Here is a 24232-nt window from a genome sequence, read left to right on the forward strand (position 1 = left end):
TTCCTTGAACATCGTCGAGCACTGGATCAACGGCAGCTACGTCCCGGTCGGCGAGCGCACCGCGCCCGTCACCAACCCGGCCACCGGAAAAGTCACCGCGCAGGTGGCACTGGCCAGCACCGAGGACAGCAACGCCGCCATCGCCGCCGCGAAAGCCGCGTTCCCGGCCTGGCGCGACACGTCCCTCGCCCGCCGCACGCAGGTCCTCTTCGCGTTCCGGGAGCTGCTCAACTCCCGCAAGGACGAGCTAGCCGCGATTATCACTTCGGAACACGGGAAGGTCCTCGACGATGCCCTGGGCGAGGTGACCCGAGGCCAGGAAGTGGTCGAGTTCGCCTGCGGCATCCCGCACCTGCTCAAGGGCAGCTACACCGAAAACGCCTCCACGAAGGTGGATGTCCACTCCGTCCGGCAGGCCCTCGGCCCGGTGGCCATCATCAGCCCGTTCAACTTCCCGGCCATGGTCCCCATGTGGTTCTTTCCGCTCGCCATCGCCGCCGGCAACACCGTCATCATCAAGCCGAGCGAAAAGGACCCGACGGCCGTCAACTGGATGGCCGAGCTGTGGAAGGAAGCCGGGCTGCCGGACGGCGTTTTCAACGTCCTGCACGGCGACAAGGTGGCCGTGGACGCCCTCCTCACCCACCCTGACGTGAAGGCCGTTTCCTTCGTCGGTTCCACGCCAATCGCCAAGTACGTCTACCAGACAGCCACGGCCCACGGTAAGCGGGTCCAGGCCCTCGGCGGTGCCAAGAACCACATGATCGTGCTGCCCGACGCCGACCTGGACCTCGCGGCCGACGCCGCGGTCAACGCCGGCTTCGGTTCCGCCGGCGAGCGCTGCATGGCGATCTCGGCGCTTCTGGCCGTGGGCGACATCGCGGACGACCTCGTGGCCAAGATTGCCCAGCGCGCCAATTCGCTGCGAACCGGCGACGGCCTGCGCGGCTGCGACATGGGTCCGCTGGTCACTGCCCAGCACCGGGACAAGGTTGCCGGCTACGTGGACGCCGGCGAAGCGGCCGGCGCCACGATCGTCGTGGACGGCCGCACCATCTCCCCGGACGCCGAAGGCGAAGGCTTCTTCGTCGGCCCCACCCTCTTCGACAACGTCACCACCGACATGTCCATCTACCAGGACGAGATCTTCGGCCCGGTCCTTTCCGTGGTCCGGGTGGAGACCTATGACCAGGCCCTCGAGCTGATCAACAGCAACCCGTACGGCAACGGCACCGCGATCTTCACGAACGACGGCGGCGCGGCCCGCCGCTTCGAGAACGAAGTGGAGGTGGGCATGGTGGGCATCAACGTCCCCGTCCCGGTCCCGATGGCCTACTACTCGTTCGGCGGCTGGAAGAACTCACTGTTCGGCGACACCCACGCCCACGGCACCGAGGGCGTCGGCTTCTTCACCCGCGGCAAGGCGGTCACGTCCCGCTGGCTCGATCCCAGCCACGGCGGCATCAACCTCGGCTTCCCGCAGAACGCCTGACCCGGCGCTCCTTCGAAAGGAACAGTCATGACTTCCACGATTGAAAGCGGCGTCCTGCCCCTGTCCGGGGACGCCGGGTCGGCCCGCCGCGCCTACGAGCTGGACCGCAAGCACGTCTTCCACTCCTGGTCCGCCCAGGACACGCTCGATCCAATGGTCATCACCGCGGCCGAGGGCTCGCACGTGTGGGACGGCGACGGCAACAAGTACCTCGACTTCTCCTCCCAACTGGTCAACACCAACATCGGGCACCAGCACCCCGCCGTCGTCGCGGCCATCGCGGCGCAGGCCGCAAAGCTGTGCACCATTGCCCCGAGCTACGCCAATGACGCCCGGTCCGAAGCGGCCCGGCTCATCGCCGAACGCACGCCCGGGGAACTGGACCGGATCTTCTTCACCAACGGCGGCGCGGACGCCAACGAACACGCCGTCCGCATGGCCCGGCTCCACACCGGCCGCCACAAGGTCCTCTCCGCCTACCGCTCCTACCACGGCGGCACCCAGCTCGCGGTCAACCTCACCGGCGACCCCCGCCGCTGGCCGAGCGACACCGGCAGCACGGGCACGGTCCATTTCTTCCCGCCTTACCTCTACCGCACTGCGTTCCACTCGACCACGGAAGAGGAGGAAAGCCAGCGAGCGCTGGAGCACCTCGAGCAGCTGATCAGCTTGGAGGGGCCCGCCACCATTGCGGCGCTGATCCTGGAATCCGTTCCGGGGACCGCCGGCATCTACATGCCGCCGCCCGGCTACCTGCAGGGCGTCAGGGATCTGTGCACCAGGCACGGCATCGTGTTCATCGCTGACGAGGTCATGGCCGGTTTCGGACGCACCGGCAAGTGGTTCGCGGTTGAACATTTCGACGTCGTTCCGGATCTGCTGACCTTCGCGAAAGGCGTCAACTCCGGATACGTCCCGCTCGGCGGTGTGGCCATCAGCCCCGAAATCGCCGCGACCTTTGGGAAGCGCGCGTACCCCGGCGGCCTCACGTACTCCGGACACCCACTGGCCACAGCAGCCGCCGTCGCCACGATCAGTACCATGGAACGCGAGGGCATCGTGGAACATGCCGCGTTCCTGGGCGAAACCGTCATCGGCCCTGCACTGGCCGGCTTCGCCGAACGGCACCCCGCAGTGGGGGAGGTCCGGGGAACCGGTGTGTTTTGGGCCATCGAGCTCGTCAAGGACCGGAGCACGCGGGAGCCGCTGGCACCCTATGGCGGCTCCAGCCCGGTGATGAACGAGCTCGTCGCGGCGTGCAAATCCAGGGGCCTGCTGCCGTTCGCCAACTTCAACCGGATCCACGTGGTCCCGCCGTGCAACACCAGCGTGCAGGACATCGGGGCCGGCCTGGCAATCCTCGACGACGTCCTGCACATCGCCGATCAGGCCATCGCCTGACCGCTCCCGCCGTGGGCCGTCCACTAGCCGGGCCCGGGTTCCCTTACCGACGGACCCGGGCCCCGGCGGCTACGGAGCGTCCAGGCTACGGAGCGTCGGGGCGCTGGTCCCCCTTGTGGCCGCGCAGGTTGTCCTGGACCTTGCCGAAGAGATCCTTGATGGTGGACTCCGTATTCGTGAGCATGTCCGGCTGGACGTAGACATCCTGCGTCGGAGGCAGGCTGTAATGGGACTGCAGGCCGCCCGCGCCGTCAACGCCGTCCAGCGCGATGGTTACCCCGCCCTCTTTGCGCGCAATAGCCCCGATCCGGCCGAACACCAGCGTGAACTCGTCCGGCTGGAAGCTGACCGTGTGCCCGACGTGCGTCCGGTTAAGCTCGCCCGCCGCAACCGCTTTCTCGTTGCCCGTACCTGCATAGTCCATGGTTGTCTCCTTGAGGTTGGCTGCGTATGCCAGCAGTCTAGGCCGGGCTCCGGGTGCGGCATAAGGGGTTGCTGGGCGCCTGCACAATTCGCTCCGCCCCGCCTCGGCACTTCATCCATTGAGTGGCCCCGCTGCCGGCGGCTTAGATGGATCAGGTCGGCGCTGACCACCAGTTGACGGCACCGGGAATCAACCAGGCTTCAGAAACGGCATCGGGGACCATCGTGACTTTGCAGGACAATTCGGTGAGCAGCACTACAGGCTCGGACGCCGCGCAGCAGGCCACCTCCGGCACCACGCACTGCGACGACGACTGCCACTATTGCTCGGGCCCCGAAACAGACTAGCCGGGCTATCACCTTTCCCCCGCTAGAATTACAGGCAACGAACCGAACCGAGGGAGGACTCCGTGCGCACTCACCATGCCCGGACTCCTTTCCATTCCCTCCGCGCGGCCATGGTCGCCGCGACGATAGTTACCCTCGCAGCTGCAGCCCACGTCCTTGGCGGCGGCGAACTGCCGGCACCCGGCATCATGGCAGCCGTCCTGGCCCTCACCGGATTGGCAGCCACCGCGGCCACCCGGCTCAAACTGGACTTCCCCGCGATGGCTTCGCTCCTGGGAGCCGGGCAACTGGTCCTCCATGAGGCGTTCAGCGCCTTCAGCTCTCCGGCCGGCACCCGACAGCCCGCTGCCCCGGGACACCACTCCACTGCATGGCCGCCAGGCATCACGCTGGACACCGCCGGCAGCACCGCCAGCCACCTGCACCAGTTCGATTCCGTCTGGACTGCCGGCCTGATGCTGGCCGGACACGCCCTGGCCACGCTCGCCTGCGCCCTCCTGCTGGCCAAGGGCGAAGCTGCCCTGTGGTCGCTTGCGGCGTGGCTCCGGCCCCTCATTCAACTCCCCGAAGCGGCCATGCCCGACGCCGTCGCGGCACCTGCCGCCGCCGGCTGGCCGGCGGACTCCGCTCCCCTCCCCTGGCGCAACCTCAGGGCCGACTGCCTGCGCGGCCCACCCGCCGTCGTCGTGCTTTAACTTTCCTGACACTTTTTTCCCGGCTCCGCCCTGCCTGCTGATCCGTCCGTTTCCGGGCGGTGTCCGACAGTCGCCCGGACGCCCAATCCTTAGTTTTGTGCACCGCCCCTGCGAGACGTGCACCCTTGAAAGGCCCCCAATGAAAAAGTCTTCACGCATGTCCTTCCGCCGCACCCTCTCCGTTACGGCTGCGGCCGGCGGCACCGCAGCCCTCATGCTGGCGGGAGTCACGGCTGCCTCCGCACACGTCGGCGTCACACCGGACAAGACCGACGCCAACTCCTACGCACTGCTCACCTTCGGGATCCCGCACGGCTGCGACGATTTCGGCACCACCAAAGTGACCATCACGCTGCCCGGTGAACTCAACGACGCCCAGCCCACGGTGAACCCGAACTGGACCGTGGAAAAGGTCGTGGAACAGCTGCCGGAACCGAAGAAGCTGGCCGACGGCGCCACCATCACCAAGCGGACCAGCAAGATTGTCTACACCGCCAAGGCTCCGCTGAACCCCGAGCTGCGGGACGCCCTGGTGCTCTCGGTCAAGCTCCCCGACGCCGCCGGCAAGACCCTCCATTTCCCCACCTTGCAAAACTGTGAACAGGGGCAGACGGACTGGTCCGAGATCGCCAAGGACGGCCAGGACCCGCACTCGCTCAAGGCGCCTGCGCCCTCGCTCACCGTCACGGCCGCCGCGGCGGACGGACACGGCAGCCATGCGTCGGCGTCGACAGACACCGCGGCAGACACCGCCCAGGCCTCCTCGGTGACGGGCTCCGGCGCGGACGACGGATCCCAGGCACGCAGCTGGGCGGGCCTGGTGGCCGGCGTCGGAGGACTCGCCCTGGGCGGGGTGGCGCTGATGCGCAGCCGGAAACCCGCCGCAGCCGCCGCTTCAGGAACCCCCTCGGAACCCGGAAAGTAGCGCACCGGATTGGTGCCCGGAAGTCACAATCCGGGCATCAATCCGCTGCAGCGGTCGTGGCATCGTTGACTCAGGCAACGGCGGGCATAAAGTGTGACCCATGAGGTCTCAGCCAATCAAAAACGGACTTGCCATCGCGACGGCGGTTGCGGCCGCCGCCTTCCTGCTCACCGCATGCGGGCCCAGCCAGCCGCAGCCCCAGGGAACCTCCGCGGGCGCTTCCACTTCCAGCGCCCCGCCCGCCACGTCCACCCCGGCCGGCAGCCAGGCGGCCAGCACTCCGGCGTCGTCCTCGTCCGCGACGTCGCCGTCGTCCACGGGACCGTCACGGTGCAAGGCAGCCAACCTGACGGTGTCATCGGATTCCTCAGGTGGCGGCGCCGCCGGCAGCGTCTATTCCAAGCTCATCCTTACCAACTCGGGGACCGAACCCTGCCTTCTGCGGGGCTTCCCGGGAGTGTCCCTCACCGCAGACGCCAACGGCGCCCCCATCGGTGCCCCCGCCCGGCAGGACGGGTCCTCGCCCGTTGCGGACGTCCTGCTTGCTCCGGGGCAGGCCGGAGCCGCGGACATGCGCTACACGCAGGCAGGAAATTACACCGACTGCACGCCTACGGAGGCTGCCGGCTACCGGATCTATCCGCCGGAGGAGACCGCCTCGCTGTTCCTCGCCGAACCCCGGACCGCATGCAGCAACGACGCGATCGAACTGCTGACCATCGGGGCATTCCACGCCCGGTAGGGCCTGCCGGGACTTCCCGAACCTACGCCCGGGATTCCCGCAACTTTGCGGGCGCATCGCGGGAGAACGCAACCCCGAACCCGATCAGCGCCATGCCCAGAAAGAGGTGCAGCCAGTTGTCGGCGCTGTTCACGGGAAGGATGTTCACGGGCGAGTCCATTGCCAGGAACTGCCCGACGGTCCAAAGGACCATGTAGGCGACCCCCGCGCCGATGAGGAAATTCCGGGCCGGCAACGGACGCCGTGACATCAGCACACCTGCCACTCCTGACAGCAAGTGGATGAGGTTGTGGAGGACGGACACTTGGAAGACGCCAAGGAGCATGGCCTCCGAGCCGTGTCCGGCAAACGCCAGCGTGCCGTAGTTTGCGGTGATGCCCGGGATGAAACCCAGCACGCCCAGCACAAATACCGTCACCCCCGCGATAAGTGATGACTTCTGGACGTTCTTCCGCAAACCGAATCGGGCCCTGGCGGCTTCGGATGTTTTCATGGTGCCGCTCCTGTTCCCCGGTCACGCTGCTCATGACATGATAAGTCTACTTATGAACCCCTTCGGAGTCCCCCGCTAGCGCCACGGCATGGGTCTTCGGGGACCGGGAAAGGCAGGCAGGACTGTGACCTCGCTTTGGTTGGACCGTAACCACTCCTTCCGCAGCGACCAGTTCCATCCCCGCAGCACGGTTGACACCGTGGTGGCAGGGGCCGGGCTGACCGGGCTGGTGGCCGCTTTGCTGCTGGCCCGGTCCGGCAAGAAAGTGCTGGTTGTCGAAGCCCGGAGCCCGGGCGCTGTCACCACGGGCAACACCACCGCGAAGGTTTCCCTGCTGCAGGGAACCGTGCTCTCGGCATTGCGCCACCAATATTCAGAGAAAGTGGTGGGTGCCTACGTCGAGATGAACCGCGAAGGCCAGGCATGGCTGCTCCGGTACATGGCAGAGCGGAGTGTGCCGTTCCAGCATCGCGATGCCTACACCTACGCCACCTCCACGGACGGAACCGAAACCCTCCGCCTCGAATTGGCCGCTGCCCGGGCCGCCGGCCTTGAGGCCGAGTACGTTACCGATCCTGGGCTGCCCTTCCCTGTCAAAGGTGCCGTCCGTCTTCGCGGACAGGCCCAGATTCATCCCCTGGAAGTCATCGACGCCCTGGTGGACGACGTCCGCTCGCACGGCGGACAGATCGTCTCCGGCGTGCGGCTGAACGGGCTCCGGGGACTGACCGGGCCGGGGCCGGCGGTAGTCCAGACCGATCACGGCCCTGTTCACGCCCGGGAGGTAGTGCTCGCCACCGGCACACCAGTCTTGGACCGCGGGCTCTATTTCGCCAAGCTCAAGGCCCTGCGGTCCTATGCGGCGTCATTCGAACTGCCTGGGACAACCGCCGTGCCGGACGGCATGTTCCTTTCGGTTGAGCAGCCGGTCCGTTCCCTGCGCGACTACCCCGGCGACGGCCGCCGACTGATCCTGGTGGGTGGCAACGGTCACCCTGTGGGCCGCGCCAGGTCAGCGCAGGCCTACCTCGACACTCTGGTTGAATGGACAACGGCCCAGTTCCCGGGTGCCAGCCTCACCCACTCCTGGTCCGCGCAGGACTACCAGGCCACCAACCTGATGCCGTTCTTCGGCAAGCTCCCGCGGGGGCAGGGCCGGGTCTATTTCGCCACCGGCTACAACAAATGGGGCATGACCAACGCCGTGGGTGCGGCGCTGGACATCACCGCCGACATCCTCGGCACGCGGCTCCCCTGGGCCAGCATCATCCACCACCGGGTCACGTCCCCGGCCGGGGCCGCCTCCGCGGTCTCCATTAATGCTGCCGTTGCGGCCACCGTGGCACGGGACTGGGGGCAGGTGGGACTCAAGCGCCTGGATGAGTCGCGCGAGCCACCGCCTGAGGGGGCAGGCCTGGTGACCCGTCGCGGCCGGAAACCCGTAGCCGTGTCCACCGTCGACGGCGTCCGATGCCAACTGTCCGCCGTCTGCACGCATCTGGGCGGAATCGTGCGCTGGAACGACAGCGAAAAGTCCTGGGACTGCCCGCTGCACGGCTCCCGCTTCAGCAGCGACGGGACGGTGCTGGAAGGACCAGCCACCCGGAACCTCCGCCAGATTGACTGACCCGGCGGAACCGGCCCCGCTGCCGGTGCCGCCGGACGGCGGCGTGCCCGGTGCAGCGAACGGTGCGATGAAACGTGCCGCCAATAGTGTCAGTGCTGTAAGGCATGATGGAGGAATGCAGGGGAAGGAGCCCGCCGGCGGCGCATTAGGTGAGACACCGTCCGCGCGGACCATGGACAGGTTCAGCGAGTCCACCAGGGAGTGGTTCCTCGGCGCTTTTTCGGCACCGACGCCTGCACAAATCGGCGCCTGGCAGGCCATCTCGTCCGGTTCGCATGCGCTGGTGGTCGCCCCGACAGGATCCGGCAAAACCCTGGCGGCATTCCTCTGGGCGCTCGACCGCCTCCAGTCATCCGCTCCCGCCGAGCCGGAAGCCCTGCCGGGTCTCGACCCGGCAGCCAAAGGCAGGAAGCCGAAGGCGCCCAAGCGTAAAACACGCGTCCTGTACATTTCGCCGCTGAAGGCGCTTGGCGTCGACGTCGAACGCAACCTCCGCGCGCCGCTCATTGGGATCACCCAGACCGCCAAAAGGCTGGGCCTGCCAGCCCCGCTGATCACCGTGGGCGTTCGTTCGGGAGATACGACGACGGCGGACCGCCGCGCGCTGCTCAGCCACCCGCCGGACATCCTCATCACCACCCCGGAATCACTGTTCCTGATGCTCACGTCCAGGGCCCGGGAAACACTGGCCGAGGTGGACACCATCATCGTGGATGAGGTCCACGCCGTTGCCGGCACCAAGCGCGGCGCGCACCTGGCCGTCTCGCTGGAACGCCTGGACGCACTTCTGCCCGAGCCCGCGCAGCGGATCGGCCTTTCGGCCACTGTGGAGCCCCGCGAACTCGTGGCCCAGTTCCTGGCCGGTTCCGCACCGGTGGAAATCGTGGCACCGCCGTCGAAGAAGAACTGGGACCTGACGGTTTCCGTGCCGGTGGAGGACATGTCCGATCTGCAGGGGGCCGCCGGCGCCTTTGATTCCGGGCCCGCTTCCGGGCTGCAGCCGCAGGCATCCATCTGGCCGCATGTTGAGGAAAAGATTGTGGACCTGGTGATGGCCAACCAGTCCACTATCGTGTTCGCCAACTCGCGCCGCCTGGCTGAACGGCTGACGGCACGCCTCAACGAGATCTATGCCGAACGCCAGCTGGTGGCGGCGGGCGGCTGGGGAGAATTCGGCGCCGGGGCACAGGATTTCGAAGCGGTGCCAGCCGGCGGGCCGGCGGGTGGACCCGGCCGAGCGCCAGCTGATGGACCGGCCGGAGTGCCGGCAGCGGAGGCCGGCACTCCGACGTCCACGGCAACCCCCGCGCACATGATGGCACAGGCAGGCAGCACCGCGGGCGCCGACCCCGTCCTGGCCCGGGCGCACCACGGCTCCGTCTCCAAGGACCAGCGTGCGCTGATCGAAGACGACCTCAAGTCGGGCCGGCTGCGGTGCGTTGTTGCCACGTCCTCCCTTGAGCTTGGAATCGACATGGGCGCCGTGGACCTGGTGGTCCAGGTGGAGTCGCCGCCGTCCGTGGCCAGCGGGCTGCAGCGGGTGGGCCGCGCAGGTCACCAGGTGGGTGAAGTCTCGCAGGGCGTCCTGTTCCCCAAGCACCGCGCCGACCTCGTGCACACCGCCATCACCGTGGAACGCATGCTGGGCGGCAAGATCGAACGGCTCAGCGTTCCCGCCAACCCGCTGGACATCCTGGCGCAGCAGACAGTGGCCGCCACCGCGCTGGGCTCCATCGACGTGGAGGAATGGTTCTCCACTGTCCGCCACTCGGCCCCGTTCGCGTCCCTCCCCCGCTCGGCGTTCGAGGCCACCCTGGACCTGCTGGCCGGCCGCTACCCGTCCGACGAATTCGCCGAGCTCAGGCCGAGGATCATCTGGGACCGCAATGCCGGCACCATCGAAGGCCGCCCCGGGGCGCAGCGGCTCGCCGTGACATCCGGCGGTACCATTCCGGACCGCGGACTGTTCGGCGTCTACATCATCGGCACCGAGGTGGAAGGCTCCTCGTCGCCGTCCAGCGAGGGCAAAGCTGCCAGCCCGGGTGCTTCCGCCGCCAAGGGCGGTCGGCGCGTGGGCGAACTCGACGAGGAAATGGTCTACGAATCCCGGGTGGGAGATATCTTTGCCCTGGGCGCCACCAGCTGGAAGATCGAGGACATCACGCACGACCGCGTCCTTGTTTCCCCGGCCTTCGGCCAGCCGGGCAAGCTCCCGTTCTGGAAAGGCGATTCGCTGGGCCGGCCGGTTGACCTGGGCCGCGCCCTCGGCGCGTTCGTCCGCGAACTGTCCGCGTCCGACGTCGGCCCCGCCACCGAGCGCTGCAAAGCCAGCGGCCTGGACGACTTCGCCGCCAACAACCTGATCCAGTACCTCGCCGAACAGAAGCTCGCCACCGAAGTGGTCCCCAGCGACACCACGCTGGTGGTGGAGCGGTTCCATGACGAGCTGGGCGACTGGCGGGTGGTGCTGCACAGCCCGTTCGGCATGCCTGTACATGCGCCCTGGGCCCTCGCCGTGGGCCAGCGGCTGCACCAGCGCTACGGGATGGACGGCTCCGCCATGGCCGCGGACGACGGCATTGTGCTGCGGGTGCCCATGATGGAGGACGAACCGCCGGGCGCCGAGCTGTTCCTCTTCGAACCCGACGAGCTTGAGCAGATCGTCACAGCGGAAGTGGGCGGCAGCGCCCTCTTTGCCTCGCGCTTCCGCGAGTGCGCTGCCCGGGCGCTGCTGCTGCCCCGGCAGAACCCTGGGAAGCGGCAGCCCCTGTGGCAGCAGCGCCAGCGGTCCGCGCAGTTGCTGGACGTGGCACGGAAGTATCCCACGTTCCCGATCGTGCTGGAAACCGTGCGCGAATGCCTGCAGGATGTCTACGATCTCCCGGCACTGAAGGACATCGCGGCGTCCATTGAGCGGCGCGAACTGCGGATCCTCCAGACCACCACCCAGCAGCCCTCCCCGTTCGCGAAGTCCCTGCTGTTCGGCTACGTGGCCCAGTTCCTTTACGAGGGCGATTCGCCCCTTGCGGAGCGCCGGGCTGCCGCGTTGGCCCTGGATTCAACCCTGCTCAACGAGCTCCTGGGCCGGGTGGAGCTGCGCGAACTGCTGGACGCCAAGGTCATCGAAGCCACCGAGCGTGAACTGCAGCGGCTAGCCCCGGACCGCCGGGTGCGGGGCATGGAGGGAGTCGCGGACCTGCTGCGCCTCCTCGGACCGCTGACGCCCGACGAAGTGGCGGCGCGGCTGGAACCGGCGGCTGGGCCTGCCCCGGCGGTTGAGCCCGCCCCGCTCTCGCTGGTTGAGCCCGCCGCCGTAGCGGACGCCGTCGCCCACCTCACCGCCCTGCAGCGGGCCAACCGCGCACTCAAGGTGAACATCGGCGGCGTCGAACGCTTTGCGGCCGTGGAGGACGCCGCCCGCCTGCGGGACGCCATCGGTGTGCCCCTGCCCATGGGGGTGCCGCTGGCGTTCATCGAGCCCGTGGCCGATCCCCTGGGCGACCTCGTCTCCCGCTACGCCCGCACCCACGGGCCGTTCACTGCAGCGGAAGCAGCGGCCCGGCTGGGACTCGGCGTCGCCGTTGTCAGCACCGCGCTCAAGCGGCTCGCCGCGGACGGCCGCGCGGTGGAGGGCGAGTTCCGGCCGCATGCCCCGCAGCCGGAACACCAGCCCGCACCCGCCCTCGAAACCGAAGTACCGGGTGATGCTGCGGCCCCGGCTGCGCCGGTCGCTTCGGTCACGACACTGGCCGGCACCAGTGAATGGTGCGATGCCGAGGTGCTGCGGAAACTGCGCCGCCGCTCGCTGGCCGCGCTGCGGGCCGAAGTGGAGCCGGTGGACGGCGCCGCCTACGGACGGTTCCTCCCTGCCTGGCAAAACGTCCGGATCCCCGGACGCGGCAGGGGTCAGTCCGCCCTGCGGGGTCTGGACGGCATCATTACCGCCGTCGACCAGCTCTCCGGCGTGCCGGTTCCGGCCTCCGCATGGGAACCGCTTGTCCTCGCCGGCCGCATCAGTGACTACCAGCCCGCCATGCTGGATGAACTGATGGCCGCCGGAGAGGTCCTCTGGTCCGGCGCCGGTGCGCTGCCCGGCAATGACGGCTGGGTGAGCCTGCACCTCGCGGACTCGGCCGAACTCACCCTCAACCCTTCACCGGACTACGAGCCCGGGGACGCGCAGCGGCGGCTGCTGGAGCACCTGCAGAACAACGGCGGCGGCTATTTCTTCCGCCAGCTGAAGGACATTGCCGGCGGTATGGACTCCGTGCTCAGCGACCAGGATGTGGTGGCCGCCCTGTGGGACCTCGCGTGGGCAGGCCGCATCACCGGCGATACCTTCGCTCCGGTCCGTGCCATGATCGCCGGTGGCCACACAGCGCACCGGCAGGTAGCCCGGGCCCCGCGGGCTCGCGCACCGCGCATGAGCAGGCTGGGACGCGCCCACGGCACGGGCCTCATGGGATCTGCCGGGCTGACCGGCGGACGCTATGGGTCCGTGACCGGCGCCGCTCCCACCCCGCCGCTGGCGGCCGGACGGTGGTCGGCCCTCCCGCCGCCGGAACTGGACCCCACCATCCACGCCCGCGCCACGGCCGAACTGCTGCTGGACCGGTACGGCGTCGTGACGCGCGGTTCCGTCATGGCGGAGAACATTCTGGGTGGATTCGGCCTGATGTACAAAGTCCTCGCCAGGCTGGAAGAGGCCGGGCGCTGCCGCCGGGGCTACTTCATTGAACACCTCGGCGCCGCCCAGTTTGCGGTTCCTGCCACGGTGGACCGGCTGCGCTCGTACTCGGAGGACTCGCAGCTGGCGAAGCCGGAGCCCGTCGCCCTGGCGCTTGCCGCGACGGACCCCGCCAACCCCTACGGCGCCGCCCTCCCGTGGCCCGCGCTCAACGTCGAAGCCGGCAGCGGCCATCGCCCGGGCCGGAAGGCCGGGGCCCTGGTGGTGATGGTCGACGGCGCGTTGGCGTTTTACGTGGAACGCGGCGGCAAGACGCTGCTCGCCTTCGACGACGACCCGGAGGTGCTGGCCGCCGCCGCGGCGGCGCTTGTCGGGGTAGTCCGGCGCGGAGCCGTGGACAAGCTCATCATGGAGAAGGTCAACGGCCACGGCATCCTGGACACGCCCGTGGCCGCAGCCCTGACCCACGCCGGCGCTTATTCCACCCCGAAAGGACTGAGAATTCGTGCCTGAAGGCGACTCCGTCTGGCGGGCGGCCGCGCAGCTTCACGCGGCCCTGGCCGGACACCAGCTCACAGCCTCCGATTTCCGTGTGCCCCGGTTCGCCACCCTGAAGCTGGCAGGCTGGACCGTGGACGAGGTGGTGCCCCGCGGCAAGCACCTCCTCATGCGCCTTCGAAGTCCCGCTGAGGAACGCCTGACCATCCATTCGCACCTGAAGATGGAAGGCGCATGGCAGGTCTACCCGCCCGGCGGACGCTGGCGGAAACCGGGGTTCACTGCCCGGTGCGTGCTCCGCACAGCCACCGCGGACGCCGTCGGGTTTTCCCTCGGCATCCTGGAAGTGGTCCGTACGGCTGACGAGGACTCCGTCGTCGGACACCTCGGGCCGGACCTGCTCGGGCCGGACTGGGACATGGAGGAGGCTGAACGGCGGCTGCGCGCGGCGCCGGAGGTTCCCATCGGCGTGGCCCTGCTGGACCAGCGCAACCTCGCCGGCATCGGCAACATCTACCGCTGCGAGGCCTGCTTCCTGTCCGGCATCCACCCCGCCGCGCCGGTCTCCGATGTCACCGACCTGCCCGCCATGATGGCAACCGCCAAACAGTTGCTGGAAGCCAACCTCGGACCGGGCCGGCGCACCACAGTCCTTAACCCGCGCGGAATGCCGGTGGGCCGGATGGCCGGCCGGCCTGGATACTGGGTATACCGCCGCGAGCACCAGCCGTGCCTGAAATGCGGTACGCCCATCCGCCACGGGGTGCTCGCCACACAGGCCGGCACCGAAGAGCGGGACATCTATTGGTGCCCGAGTTGCCAGCCGCCGCCGGCAGGAACCGACTGATCCGGGCCTGACCCGGGCGGCAGCGGGCGGGAAGCCACCGGCACCGTGAACCGCGGCAACAGCAACTGCACCAGGGGACCGATGGCCAATGCGTAGACCACCGTGCCCACTCCGACGGATCCGCCCAGCAACCAGCCGGTTGCGAGGACAACGATTTCGATGCCCGTCCGGGACGTCCGCACCGACCACCCGGTCCGCCGCGCCAGGCCGGTCATGAGGCCGTCGCGGGCGCCGGGGCCGAAACGTGCGCCAATATAACAGGCCGACGCGATCCCGTTGAGCAGGACCGCCCCCGCCAGCATGCCGATCTGGCCGCCCAGATGTGAGAACTCCGGAATCAGCGCCAGCCCGACATCAGCAAAGACCCCCACCAGCACGGCGTTGCACAAGGTGCCGAACCCGGGCCACTGGCGGAGCGGAATCCACAGGAGCAGGACGAGGAAGCTCACGATGACCACCACCGCCCCAATGGAGAGGCCCGTCTTTCCCGCAAGACCCTGGTGGAAGACATCCCAGGGGTCCAGGCCCAGGCCGGCGCGGATGAACATGGCCAGCGAGATGCCGTACATGGCCAGGCCGGTGAACAGTTGGAGGAGTCTGCGTGTCATCATGACGTCCATCCTCCGTCAGAACTGGCCTTGCAATCCATATCCAGTTTGAGATACTGGCTACATGTCCGGCTCCCTGAACCCCACTGCCTTGATGCGCCTCCTGGGCGGATGGAACCGCGGCGCCGCCCCGGCATACCGCGAGCTGGCCGACGTCGTACGCCTCCTGGTTCTGGATGGGCGCGTCCCCTTGGATATGGCGCTGCCCAGCGAGCGCGCCCTGGCCGAAACGCTGGGAGTGAGCCGGACCACAGTGACGGCCGCCTATGCGAGCCTCCGCGAGCAGGGATTCCTGAGCAGCCGCCAGGGCAGCCGCGGCCGGACCTGCATCCCCCGCCAGATGCCCGCAGGCGCAGGCGGTCCGGGAGCAACCGAGCTGATCAGCCCCAACGCCCTGGCCGGCGCGCCGGGACTGGCAGCCCCGCCGGGCCTGCTCGATCTCGCGTATGCGTCCCTGCCGGCCAGCGGCGAAGTGGTGCACCGCGCCTTCGCCGCCGCACTGACGGAACTGCCGGCCCTGCTGCCGGGTTTTGGCTACGACGCGATTGGCATTGCCCCACTCCGCGAGGCGATCGCTGCCCGATACATGGAGGCCGGCGTCCCCACCACGGCGGACCAGATCCTGGTGACGTCGGGCGCTCAGCACGCCTTGAACATCGTGCTCCGCACCCTGGCCGGCCGGCAGGACAAAGTGCTGGTGGACCACCCCACGTACCCGCACGCACTGGATGCCATCCGGGCCAGCGGCTGCAGGCCTGTGCCGGTCGCCCTCCCCCACGGCCGCGGCTGGGACGTGTCCGGCATGGAAGCCGCCATGATGCAGCAGCGCCCCAAGATGGCGTACGTGGTGCCGGACTTCCACAACCCGACGGGCCGGCTGATGTCCGATCCCCAGCGCCGCCGCCTGGTCCGGGCCGCAGCCGCTGCGGGGACGGTGCTGGTGGTGGACGAGACACTGCGCGAACTGAACCTCGACGCCGTGGACACGGCCCCGCTGGCGGCCTTCAGTCCGGACGTGGTCACCATCGGCTCCCTGAGCAAGTCGCATTGGGCGGGGTTGCGGACAGGCTGGATACGGGCCGGAAGTTCGCTGATCCGGCGCTTCGCCGCAGCCCGCACCACCATGGACCTGGGCGGACCTGTGGTGGAACAGCTGGCCGCGGCTCACCTGGTCCGGTCCCTCGACGAACCGCTTCCGGCCCGGCTGGCAGACCTTCGCGAGAACCGGGCCGCGCTGCTGGACCTGATCGGCGGCATCCTCCCCGACTGGCAGCCGGAACGGCCCGACGGCGGGTTGAGCGTGTGGTGCCGGCTCCCGGCGCCGATCAGCACGGCGCTTACGGTCATCGGCCCGGATTTCGGCGTGAGGCTGGCTGCCGGACCCCGTTTCGGCGTTGGCGGGGCTTTCGAGCACTACCTGCGCCTCCCCTTCACTCTTTCGCCCGGGCAATTGGAGACGGCGGTGCGGGCGCTCCGCTCGGCCCAGGAGAAGCTCGACGCCGCACCGCAGCTCCGGCGCAGCCTCCGGCACACACCCGGCGTCGCCATCGCCTGAGCGGGCATCCATTTATGACGCGCAAAATGCCTGACGCGCCGGTATTCCGGTAGCCCCAGGCACTTTGCGTGTCGTCAGGTATTTTGCGCGTCGCGTCTTGCGGGTCGACGGGCCGCCTACGCGTAGACCTTCCCGAGGTAGTCGCCCCAGGCTTTCGCCGTGGTTTCGGAATCCCCGCCGCCGCTGAAGTCATGGACGGTCATGCCCACCGGTGCGCCGAAGGCGTTGCGGCCGAAGAAGCGGTACATCGTGTCCGCGGTGCGCAGGCCCAGGAAGTTCTCGTTGGCGAAGTCCACCTGCCCCGTCAGCCGCCCGACGCCGTCGAGCTCCACATCAAAGGTGTCCCCTTGCGAGGCTGCATCCACGCCCAGCGCCTTCTTCAGCTGCACGAAGCCGTCCGGGACCTGCGAGGCCGCGGGACCCTGGATGTCCGTGAACACCACGGGCCGGCCGTCGAAGTATTCCAGGTACTGGCCCAGAGTGTGGAGGTAGAACTCGGTGTGCTTGCTGGCACCGTCGTACTGCTCGTCCCAGTTGTCGGCGAAGATGCCGCTGTGCACGTAATGCAGCCTGGCCCGGCCGCCGTCGAGCGGTTCCAGGACGTGCTCCAGCTGGTTGAACCAGCCGTCCGGTCCGTCCATGCGCGACACCAGGTGCTGCGGATACTCCTCCACGGTTTTCACGGCCGGCCACTGGTCCGTGGGGAACATCCAGCCGGGCGTCCCGTTGGTGACGGCTTCCCAGACGCGCTCCGGGGTGCCGGGCAGCTCGGTGTCGTAAACAATCTCGAATTTCCGGTTGTCAGTCATTGTCCTGCTCCTGTTCCTTTTCCCCGGACGGGGTGGTTTGTTTTGGTTCTTTGAGTGCCGGGTGAAGCGCGACGACGATCCGGTGCTTCCGCCCGCCCGTCCCGCCGCCGTCGTGGTACTTGTCCACGAGCCGGGTAACCGCGACGCCGAGTTCTTCGGCGAACGCGGCCCGGTCCGCGGCGGTGCGAAAGGTGATTTCGCCGTCGATGGCGAACGTGGCGAGTTTCTGCCGTGCGGCCGCGGCCCCGGCAATCAGCTTCCCCACTTCCTGGACCATGCGCCCGGCGAGCGCCAGAAGCCAGAAGGCGGAGAACCGGTCCGCGAAACGGTGCGGATCCGGCGCCACGGAGGCCAGGGCCGCCGGCGAAATGAGATAGGAAGCGGCCGTGGCCTGCAGCACGCGCTCGGTGACGTTGCCCTTGCGGCGCTCCTCCACCAGCTCCACCAGGCCGTGCCGCTCCAGCGCCTTGAGATGGTAGTTCACCTTTTGCCGCGGCAGCCCTACTTTCGCGGCGAGCTGGGTGGCCGAGCCGGGCTCCGCAAGCTCCTGGAGAATGCGGGTCCGGATGGGGTCCAGTGAGGCTTCCGCCGCCGCCGGGTCCTCGATCACTTCGATGTCCAACATGCTTTAAGTATCGCCACCGACAATTTTATTTGTCAAGAACTTTTTTACCGTCGGTGCCGAGTTCGCCGGAACGGTGCGGGGTCGCCGGAAGTTTCCAGCGATCCGGGCATGGTTCCGGCGAATTCGGCGCGGGGGCAGAGCGGCGTGGGGCCGAGGCGCGCGGGGGCAGAGCGGCGTGGGGCCGAGCCGGCGGCAGAGGCCGGGCCGGGGGGCACCCGGCGCCACCCCGGTAGAATGGACCGGTGATGCAATCCCCCCTCCCCGTGCGCGACGGCGTGAACGCGACCCGCCTGCGCCTCCCGGACGAGGGGCCGTGGGATACCGCAATGGACTACATGATGCACCGCTGGGGCCACATCGACCCGCAGGGCATCGAGGACCGGTTCGATGCCGGCGAGATTGTGGGCGAAGGCGGCATCCCCCTGGACAGGCGCACCAGGCTCGAGGACCACACTTTCATCTGGTACTACCGCACCCTCCCGCCGGAGACGCGGCTGCCGGTTGAGCTCAGCATCCTGCACCAGGACGATCACATCCTGGTGGTGGACAAGCCCCACTTCCTGCCCACCACCCCGGGCGGCACCTACATCCAGGAGTCGGCCCTGGTGCGGCTCCGGAACCAGCTGAACCTCCCGGACCTGATCCCCATGCACCGCCTGGACCGGATGACGGCCGGCATCCTCCTGCTCTCCACCAACCCGGAGACCCGCGGCAGGTACCAGGTGCTGTTCGAGAAGCGCCAGGTCCAGAAGGAGTACGAGTGCGTGTCCGCCGCGGAACCGGCAGCGGGACATCCCGCCGTCGAGTTCCCCGTGGTGGTGCGGAACCGCATGACCAAGTCCCGCAGCTATCTCCTCGCCGAAGTCATCGACGGCGAACCCAATGCGGAAACCCGCATCGACGTGATGAAAACGTACGACGCCGGCAGTCCAGCAGGGGCCCCGACTCCAGCAGGTGCCCCGGAACGGCGGGCGCTGTACCGGCTTGAGCCGCACTCGGGAAAGACCCATCAGCTCAGGGTGCACATGGCGTCCCTCGGGCTGGGGATCGTGAACGATGCCTTCTACCCCGAACTGCTGGACAAGGCGCCGGACGACTACACCCGGCCGCTCCAGCTCCTGGCCCGCGGGATCCGTTTTGTGGACCCCATCACCCAGCAGCCGGTGGAGTACCGCAGCAGGCTCCAGCTCAGCGAAGCTCCTGCGTAGCCCCGGCCTGAGACTGGCGTAAGTAAGACATCACTGGCCCGCCCGAGGCGCAAAATGAGGTACCTTGTGCCCATGGACCTCGCCAACGCTGACACCTGGGGCGCCGCGATCTATTTCTGGATCATCCCCATCGTCCTTGGCGACGCCATTTTCCCGCCGGTGCCCTCCGAAATGGTGGTGATCACGGGCGGAGCGTTGTCCGCCGAGGGCCGCGCCAACTTTCTGCTGGTGGGATTCCTTGCCGCACTGGCGTCGTGGATCGGCGACGTTGTGGTGTTCCAGCTGTTCAAGCGCCGCCTGAGCCATGTCCTGGACCGGTGGCGGTGGGGCCGTAAATTCCACCGCGGCATCCACGCGGCCATCGCCAAGGCGGGCCGGTCCACCACGTACGGGGCCATCATCGGCGTGCGGTTCATTCCGGGCGGCCGGCTGGCGACGTCGGCCGCTGCCGGCATCGCCGACGTCACCACCCGCGCGTTCAGCTTCTGCGCCGCCGTGGGCGGAGTTCTCTGGGGCACCTGGCTCACGGGGCTCGGCTACTTCACGGGCTCCGCCACCAAGCTGCCGTTCTGGGCGAGCTCGCTGATCGGCGTCGCCGTCGGACTGGTGATCGGCGCGGTGGTGGGCATGATTGTCACCCGCCGCCGCGGCAGCCGGTCCCCGGTGGACGAGCCGGCCGACGACCCAAGCCCAGACGCAGCGCCTTCGGGCTAAACGGGAAACCAGGTCAGACGGGAGCCCAACGGCCGCGGCTGCGGCGGAGCACAAGAAGTGCACCGGTCACCGCAACGCGTTCGACGGCGTCGCGCATCATCGCTGCCGACTCCCGCGCCTGGTTGTTCTCCCCGGTGTACTCGGTTGCCTCCACCAGGAAGCGGAGGTTCAGTTCCGGCACTCCGCCGGCGATCTGCAACTGGTTGGACTCCACGTGGTGCCTTGTTCCGAGGGCTTCGACGGCGGCGGCCATCACGGCCTCGGGAGCGTTGCCAGGCTTCAGCCCGGTGATCTTAAGTCTTGTCTGGAACGAAGGCATGGAATCCACCCTAGCGTCAGCGCGAACGGGCAGATAACGCCCGCAGATCCTCGTCCGCAGGGCCTTATCTGCCCGTTCGCGCTAACCGTCCCGGGCATCGGACGCGTGGGACTATCCCGTGTTGCGGAGGCCTGCCGCTACTCCGTTGACGGTGATGAGCATGGCCCGCTGGAGGCGCTCATCGATCTCGGCCCCGGACATGCTTTCGCCCTCGGAACCTTCGGCCCGGATGCGGCGCATCAGTTCCACCTGAAGGTAGCTGATGGGATCCAGGTACTGGTCGCGGATCTCCAGGGAGCGTTTAAGGGTTGGCTGAGCGTCGAGGAGCACGTGCTCGCCGGTGAGGTTCTGGATCTCCGTGACGGTGAGTTCGTATTCGTCCCGGATGGCCCGGAACAGGTGGTGCAGCTCTTTCGGGACCAGCGTGGAAACGTAGTAGCCGGCAATGTCCATGTCCGTCTTGGCCAGTGTCATTTCCACGTTGGACAGCACTGAGCGGAAGAAGTGCCAGCGCTCCATCATTTCCACAAGCTGATCCGTGTTGCCGGCTTCGCGGGCGGCCTTCAGACCGGAACCGACGCCGAACCAGCCCGGCACAATCTGCCGCGACTGGGTCCAGCCGAAGACCCACGGGATGGCGCGCAGCCCGCCCAGTCCTGCGCCCGAGTCCGGCCGCTTGGACGGACGCGAGCCGATGTTCAGGGAGCCGAGCTGTTCCACCGGGGTGGAGGCCATGAAGTAGGCCGGCAGATCCGGATCGTCAATGAGCGAGCGGTACCGGGCGAAGGCGGCATCGGAGATGGTCTCCATGACGTGGCCGTAGCGCTCGCGCTGGTCCTCGGAGGTGCGCGGGGTGCGGTGCAGTGCGGAACCCTGCATCACGGCAGCGAGCGAAAGCTCCAGGTTTTCGCGTGACAGCTCGGGCAGCGAGTACTTGTCCGAGATGACTTCGCCCTGCTCGGTGAACTTGATTTCACCTTCGAGGACACCGTTCGGCTGGGCCATGATCGCGTCGTAGGTGGGCCCGCCGCCACGGCCCACGGAACCGCCGCGGCCGTGGAAGAGGCGCACCCGGACGCCGTGCTTGGCCGCGACGTCGCGCAGCTTCCGCTGGGTCTTGTGGATCTCCCACTGGCTGGTCATCACGCCGGATTCCTTGTTCGAGTCCGAGTAGCCAAGCATGATTTCCTGCACGTCGCCGCGCAGCCGGACGAGTTCCCGGTAGGACGGATCGGACAGCAGCTGGTCCACGATCTCCGCCGAAGCCCGCAGCTCCTCCACCGTTTCCAGCAGCGGCGCGAACCCGATCTTGGCGTACGGCGCCTCACCAAAGAGGCTGACCAGTCCTGCTTCGCGGGCCAGCACCGCAGCGGCCAGGACGTCGTCGGCCCCGCGGGTCATCGAAATGATGTACGTCTCGATGACGTCCGGGCCGTAGGTCTTCAGGGCGCGGCGGATCTCACGGAAGACGTCGTACGTGCCGTCAGCGACGCCGTCGAGCTTAATCGGGTGGCCGGACAGCGGACGGCGGGAGCCCAGTTCCGCCCCCAGCACTTCCAGGCGCTCGGCGCGGCTGAGTTCGGAGTACCGCACACCTGGGCCGCCAAGGCGGTCCATGAGCTGTCCGACGGCGTCATGGTGGTGGTCGGCGTGCTCGCGGATGTCCAGGGTGGCGAGGTGCAGCCCGAAGGAGGCGATGGCGCGGCGCACCCGTGCGAGGGCACCGTCGGCAGCCAGTCCGGCGTGGTGGTTGCGGAGCGATTCCTCCAGCAGTCCAAGCTCGGCGAGGACGCCCGCGGTTGAGGTGTAGTCCCGGCCCGGCTCGTGTGAGGAGCCGGCCGCGACGCGCTTGGCCGTGTTGAGCAGCTTGGCCTTGATGCAGGTGAGCTTGAGCCGGTAGGGCTCCTGGGCGTTGAGTTCCAGCACCCGGCGGTCCAGGCCCGGCAGGTTCTTGAGGTCAGTGTCGATCGAGTCGAGCAGTTCCTGGTCCGCCCCGGCCAGTGCCGTGGAGTTGGACAGGATGGCGATGAGCTCGTCGATCATGGCGATGCTGATGCGGACAGCGTGCTGGTTCTGGATCTGGAGGATCTCGCGGGTGACGGCGGCGGTGACGTTGGGGTTGCCGTCGCGGTCGCCGCCAATCCAGGAGCCGAAGCGGAGGGGCGCCTTCTGCGACGGCAGAGTAACTCCGTGTTCGGCCAGCAGCTCGGAGAGGTCCGAGAGCATCTCCGGCATGGCGTCGGTGAGGATGCTGTTGAGGTAGTAGATGGCGTTGCGGGCCTCATCCACCGGGGTGGGCCGGACCTGGCGGAGCTCGTCCGTCTGCCACATCTGATCGATCACTTCGGCGAGCTGACGGTCCTGGCGGCGGCGGGCCGAAGTGCCTTCCTCGGTGGAAACTGCCAGGACGTCGGAAAGCCGGCGGATCTTGTCCAGCACGGAGCGGCGGGACGCCTCGGTGGGGTGGGCCGTGAAGATGGGACGGACATCCAGTTCATTGACCACTTCCTGGAGCACTGCCGGTCCGGCCTGGCCGGAAATCTCCTCCACGGCCTTGGCCAGCCAGCCGTCCTTTTCCTGCCGGGTCCGCAGTCCACGGACCCGGTGGACCTGTTCGGCGGCGTTGGCCAGGTGGAAGTAGAACGCAAAAGCGCGGACCAGGTCGGTGGCCTGGTCAATCGGCAGGGAGCCGAGAAGTTCTCGGACCTGGGCGACGACGTCGTGCGAGCTCCAAGGGCCGGTGGCATCCGCGCCGCCGCGGGCGGCTTCCTTGGATTCCTTGGTCAGGAGGCGGACCTGCTCCACGAGGTCGAGGAGCTCGGGCCCGTGCTGGCGGACCAGCGATTCGCCCAGCAGGGTGGAGACGCGACGGACATCCGCCCGGAGTTCGGACGCAAGATCGCTGCTGGCATCGGGGCCCGCCGGGTCAGCGCCTGCTGCGAGATGGGAGCCTGGATTTACTGCAGTGTCAGCCATGGAAACTATCTTTCGAGGGTTCGGACTTGGCTCGTACACTGCGCTGGATACTGTGAGCCGGGTTACGTGTTCCTATGGGATGTTACCCGGCACTGTTGCGGCGTGGGAATTTGTCTCAGATAGTGTTCGTGCCCTTGACGTCCGCGGCGGCCCCTGCTTTATTTGGCGCCGCCGCGGGTTCATCAGGCGCCGCCGCGGGCGGCCGTACAGCCCTGATGGTGATTTTCCCGGTGTAGGCCTCGTTGTGGTCGGGGCCCTTCCCGGACTGCGTGGACTCGTGCCGCCGCTGTTTCAGCTCTTCCCTGGCGGCAGCAGATTCCGTGCGGGTGGGGGCGCCCGTGGCGTCAAAGATGCCCAGGACGCTTCCCAGCGATCCCGTTGCCCCCTTGGCGTTTCCGCGACGCTTCAAGACGGACATCCCCGCCACGGTGAACCCGGCAATCAGCGCGAGGCAGGCCACCACGGTGAGCAGCGCGTCCATGCCTCGCCCCGGCTCAGCGTGCGATCTTGAAATTGAAGTTTGCGGTCCCCAGCGCGCCCCAGAGCCGGATCCAGACTGGCAGGAGCATCTCGGTGCCGCGTGCCGTGGTGATGTCGCCCAGGTCAATCACGTCCTGGTGCCCAAGGCTCTTGAGGAGCGTGACCACTTCATGCTTGGCGTCCGCATCGTTGCCCGAGACGAACACGGAGTGGTCGCCGCCCGCCGCGCGGCCGGGATCAACCATCAGGCTCGCGTTCATCGTGTTGAGGGTCTTGACCACTTTGGCTTCGGGGAACTTCCGCTGGATCTGCTCCCCCAGGCTGTCCGTGTTGACCGGGTTGAGCGTCGGCGGCATGCCATGGGAGAAATCAAGGGGATTCGAGATGTCCAAGAGAATCTTGCCGGCAAGATTTTCCGCACCCGCGGCAGAGAGCGCAGCGACGGAGCTTGCACCTTCAGTTGCGTTGATTACCAGCTCCGCGCCTGCAGCCACATCGGCGTACGCGGCCAGGTGGACGTGAGGGTGCTCCTGGAGCCACGTGCCGAAGGGAGCCGCACCCATGGCGTCCGGCTCCGTGCGGGCAAGGGTCGCCTTCGGGTCGCGGGTTCCGATGACGATTTCATGGCCGAGACTTGCCAGCGCTCCGGCCATGGTCCGGCCAACGGTCCCGGTTCCTAGTACAGCAATTTGCATGGCGTTCTCATCCTCTGGGCGTTGGTTAGGTTCTTGGGGTAGACAGGTTCGTCTACCCGTGGGCT

At 68.0% G+C, this 24232-nt stretch carries 21 protein-coding genes; 11 read left to right on the forward strand and 10 right to left on the reverse strand.

Annotation, left to right across the window (positions count from 1 at the left end; translation table 11 throughout):
• Positions 1-4: 4 nt before the first annotated feature.
• Together ASF98_RS09645 and ASF98_RS09650 are read left to right on the forward strand one after the other, a co-directional pair.
• Complete coding sequence (locus ASF98_RS09645) at positions 5-1492, forward strand: CoA-acylating methylmalonate-semialdehyde dehydrogenase (protein WP_055800804.1); 1488 nt, start codon at positions 5-7, stop codon at positions 1490-1492.
• A gap of 27 nt (positions 1493-1519) precedes the next feature.
• On the forward strand, positions 1520-2893 hold the full coding sequence (locus ASF98_RS09650) for an aspartate aminotransferase family protein (protein ID WP_055800807.1): 1374 nt from the start codon (positions 1520-1522) through the stop codon (positions 2891-2893).
• A gap of 85 nt (positions 2894-2978) precedes the next feature.
• Here ASF98_RS09650 and ASF98_RS09655 read toward each other — a convergent pair whose 3' ends face one another.
• Positions 2979-3317, reverse strand: coding sequence for a hypothetical protein (locus tag ASF98_RS09655; RefSeq protein ID WP_055800810.1), 339 nt, complete (start codon positions 3315-3317; stop codon positions 2979-2981).
• Positions 3318-3726: 409 nt separating this feature from the next.
• Between ASF98_RS09655 and ASF98_RS09665 the strand changes: the two genes are divergently transcribed.
• On the forward strand, positions 3727-4359 hold the full coding sequence (locus tag ASF98_RS09665) for a hypothetical protein (RefSeq protein ID WP_055800816.1): 633 nt from the start codon (positions 3727-3729) through the stop codon (positions 4357-4359).
• Between the two features lie 139 nt (positions 4360-4498).
• A complete protein-coding gene (locus ASF98_RS09670; protein ID WP_055800819.1) occupies positions 4499-5284 on the forward strand; it encodes a YcnI family copper-binding membrane protein in 786 nt (261 codons plus the stop codon).
• 108 nt (positions 5285-5392) lie between these two features.
• On the opposite strand, the gene ASF98_RS24755 is transcribed toward ASF98_RS09670, so the two are convergent.
• Entirely contained in the window at positions 5393-5629 is a 237-nt protein-coding gene (locus ASF98_RS24755; protein WP_082506825.1) for a hypothetical protein, read from the reverse strand.
• A 7-nt stretch (positions 5630-5636) separates the two neighbouring features.
• Between ASF98_RS24755 and ASF98_RS24760 the strand changes: the two genes are divergently transcribed.
• Entirely contained in the window at positions 5637-6026 is a 390-nt protein-coding gene (locus tag ASF98_RS24760) for a DUF4232 domain-containing protein (protein WP_055800826.1), read from the forward strand.
• 22 nt (positions 6027-6048) lie between these two features.
• On the opposite strand, the gene ASF98_RS09685 is transcribed toward ASF98_RS24760, so the two are convergent.
• Positions 6049-6519: a DUF4383 domain-containing protein gene (locus ASF98_RS09685; protein WP_055800828.1), complete on the reverse strand. Its 471-nt coding sequence runs from the start codon at positions 6517-6519 to the stop codon at positions 6049-6051.
• 124 nt (positions 6520-6643) lie between these two features.
• On the opposite strand from ASF98_RS09685, the gene ASF98_RS09690 reads away from it, so the two are divergent.
• The 3 genes from ASF98_RS09690 (at position 6644) to ASF98_RS09700 (ending at position 14178) form a co-directional block, all read left to right on the forward strand.
• On the forward strand, positions 6644-8146 hold the full coding sequence (locus tag ASF98_RS09690) for an FAD-dependent oxidoreductase (protein WP_082506783.1): 1503 nt from the start codon (positions 6644-6646) through the stop codon (positions 8144-8146).
• Between the two features lie 115 nt (positions 8147-8261).
• A complete protein-coding gene (locus tag ASF98_RS09695; protein ID WP_055800834.1) occupies positions 8262-13346 on the forward strand; it encodes a DNA glycosylase AlkZ-like family protein in 5085 nt (1694 codons plus the stop codon).
• Positions 13339-14178, forward strand: a complete 840-nt coding sequence (locus ASF98_RS09700) for an Fpg/Nei family DNA glycosylase (protein WP_055800836.1) — start codon at positions 13339-13341, stop codon at positions 14176-14178. The genes ASF98_RS09695 and ASF98_RS09700 overlap by 8 nt, the downstream gene beginning before the upstream one ends.
• On the opposite strand, the gene yczE is transcribed toward ASF98_RS09700, so the two are convergent.
• Positions 14133-14789 carry a membrane protein YczE gene (yczE, locus tag ASF98_RS09705; protein ID WP_055802377.1) on the reverse strand — a complete coding sequence of 219 codons (657 nt, stop codon included), beginning with the start codon at positions 14787-14789 and terminating at the stop codon, positions 14133-14135. The two genes, ASF98_RS09700 and yczE, sit on opposite strands and share 46 nt — an antisense overlap.
• Before the next feature lie 61 nt (positions 14790-14850).
• Here yczE and yczR point away from each other — a divergent pair, with 61 nt between their 5' ends.
• Positions 14851-16341, forward strand: a complete 1491-nt coding sequence (yczR, locus tag ASF98_RS09710; RefSeq protein WP_055800839.1) for a MocR-like transcription factor YczR — start codon at positions 14851-14853, stop codon at positions 16339-16341.
• Between the two features lie 116 nt (positions 16342-16457).
• Here the strand turns inward: yczR and ASF98_RS09715 are convergent, their stop codons facing one another.
• Entirely contained in the window at positions 16458-17150 is a 693-nt protein-coding gene (locus ASF98_RS09715; protein WP_055800842.1) for a hypothetical protein, read from the reverse strand.
• Entirely contained in the window at positions 17143-17775 is a 633-nt protein-coding gene (locus ASF98_RS09720; protein WP_055800845.1) for a winged helix-turn-helix domain-containing protein, read from the reverse strand. Before ASF98_RS09720 ends, ASF98_RS09715 begins: the two co-directional genes overlap by 8 nt.
• A gap of 245 nt (positions 17776-18020) precedes the next feature.
• Here ASF98_RS09720 and ASF98_RS09725 point away from each other — a divergent pair, with 245 nt between their 5' ends.
• Together ASF98_RS09725 and ASF98_RS09730 are read left to right on the forward strand one after the other, a co-directional pair.
• Positions 18021-18983: an RluA family pseudouridine synthase gene (locus ASF98_RS09725; RefSeq protein WP_055800848.1), complete on the forward strand. Its 963-nt coding sequence runs from the start codon at positions 18021-18023 to the stop codon at positions 18981-18983.
• Between the two features lie 54 nt (positions 18984-19037).
• A complete protein-coding gene (locus ASF98_RS09730) occupies positions 19038-19697 on the forward strand; it encodes a DedA family protein (RefSeq protein ID WP_235505759.1) in 660 nt (219 codons plus the stop codon).
• Between the two features lie 13 nt (positions 19698-19710).
• On the opposite strand, the gene ASF98_RS09735 is transcribed toward ASF98_RS09730, so the two are convergent.
• The 4 genes from ASF98_RS09735 to ASF98_RS09750 all read right to left on the reverse strand — a co-directional run bounded on the left by ASF98_RS09735 (position 19711) and on the right by ASF98_RS09750 (position 24167).
• On the reverse strand, positions 19711-20016 hold the full coding sequence (locus ASF98_RS09735) for a hypothetical protein (RefSeq protein ID WP_055800854.1): 306 nt from the start codon (positions 20014-20016) through the stop codon (positions 19711-19713).
• Positions 20017-20127: 111 nt separating this feature from the next.
• Positions 20128-22992, reverse strand: a complete 2865-nt coding sequence (gene ppc / locus ASF98_RS09740) for a phosphoenolpyruvate carboxylase (RefSeq protein WP_055800857.1) — start codon at positions 22990-22992, stop codon at positions 20128-20130.
• 115 nt (positions 22993-23107) lie between these two features.
• A complete protein-coding gene (locus ASF98_RS09745) occupies positions 23108-23473 on the reverse strand; it encodes a hypothetical protein (protein ID WP_055800859.1) in 366 nt (121 codons plus the stop codon).
• Between the two features lie 13 nt (positions 23474-23486).
• On the reverse strand, positions 23487-24167 hold the full coding sequence (locus ASF98_RS09750; protein WP_055800862.1) for an NADPH-dependent F420 reductase: 681 nt from the start codon (positions 24165-24167) through the stop codon (positions 23487-23489).
• Positions 24168-24232 lie beyond the last annotated feature (65 nt).

The organism is Arthrobacter sp. Leaf337 (assembly GCF_001423745.1).
Lineage (GTDB): Bacteria > Actinomycetota > Actinomycetes > Actinomycetales > Micrococcaceae > Arthrobacter.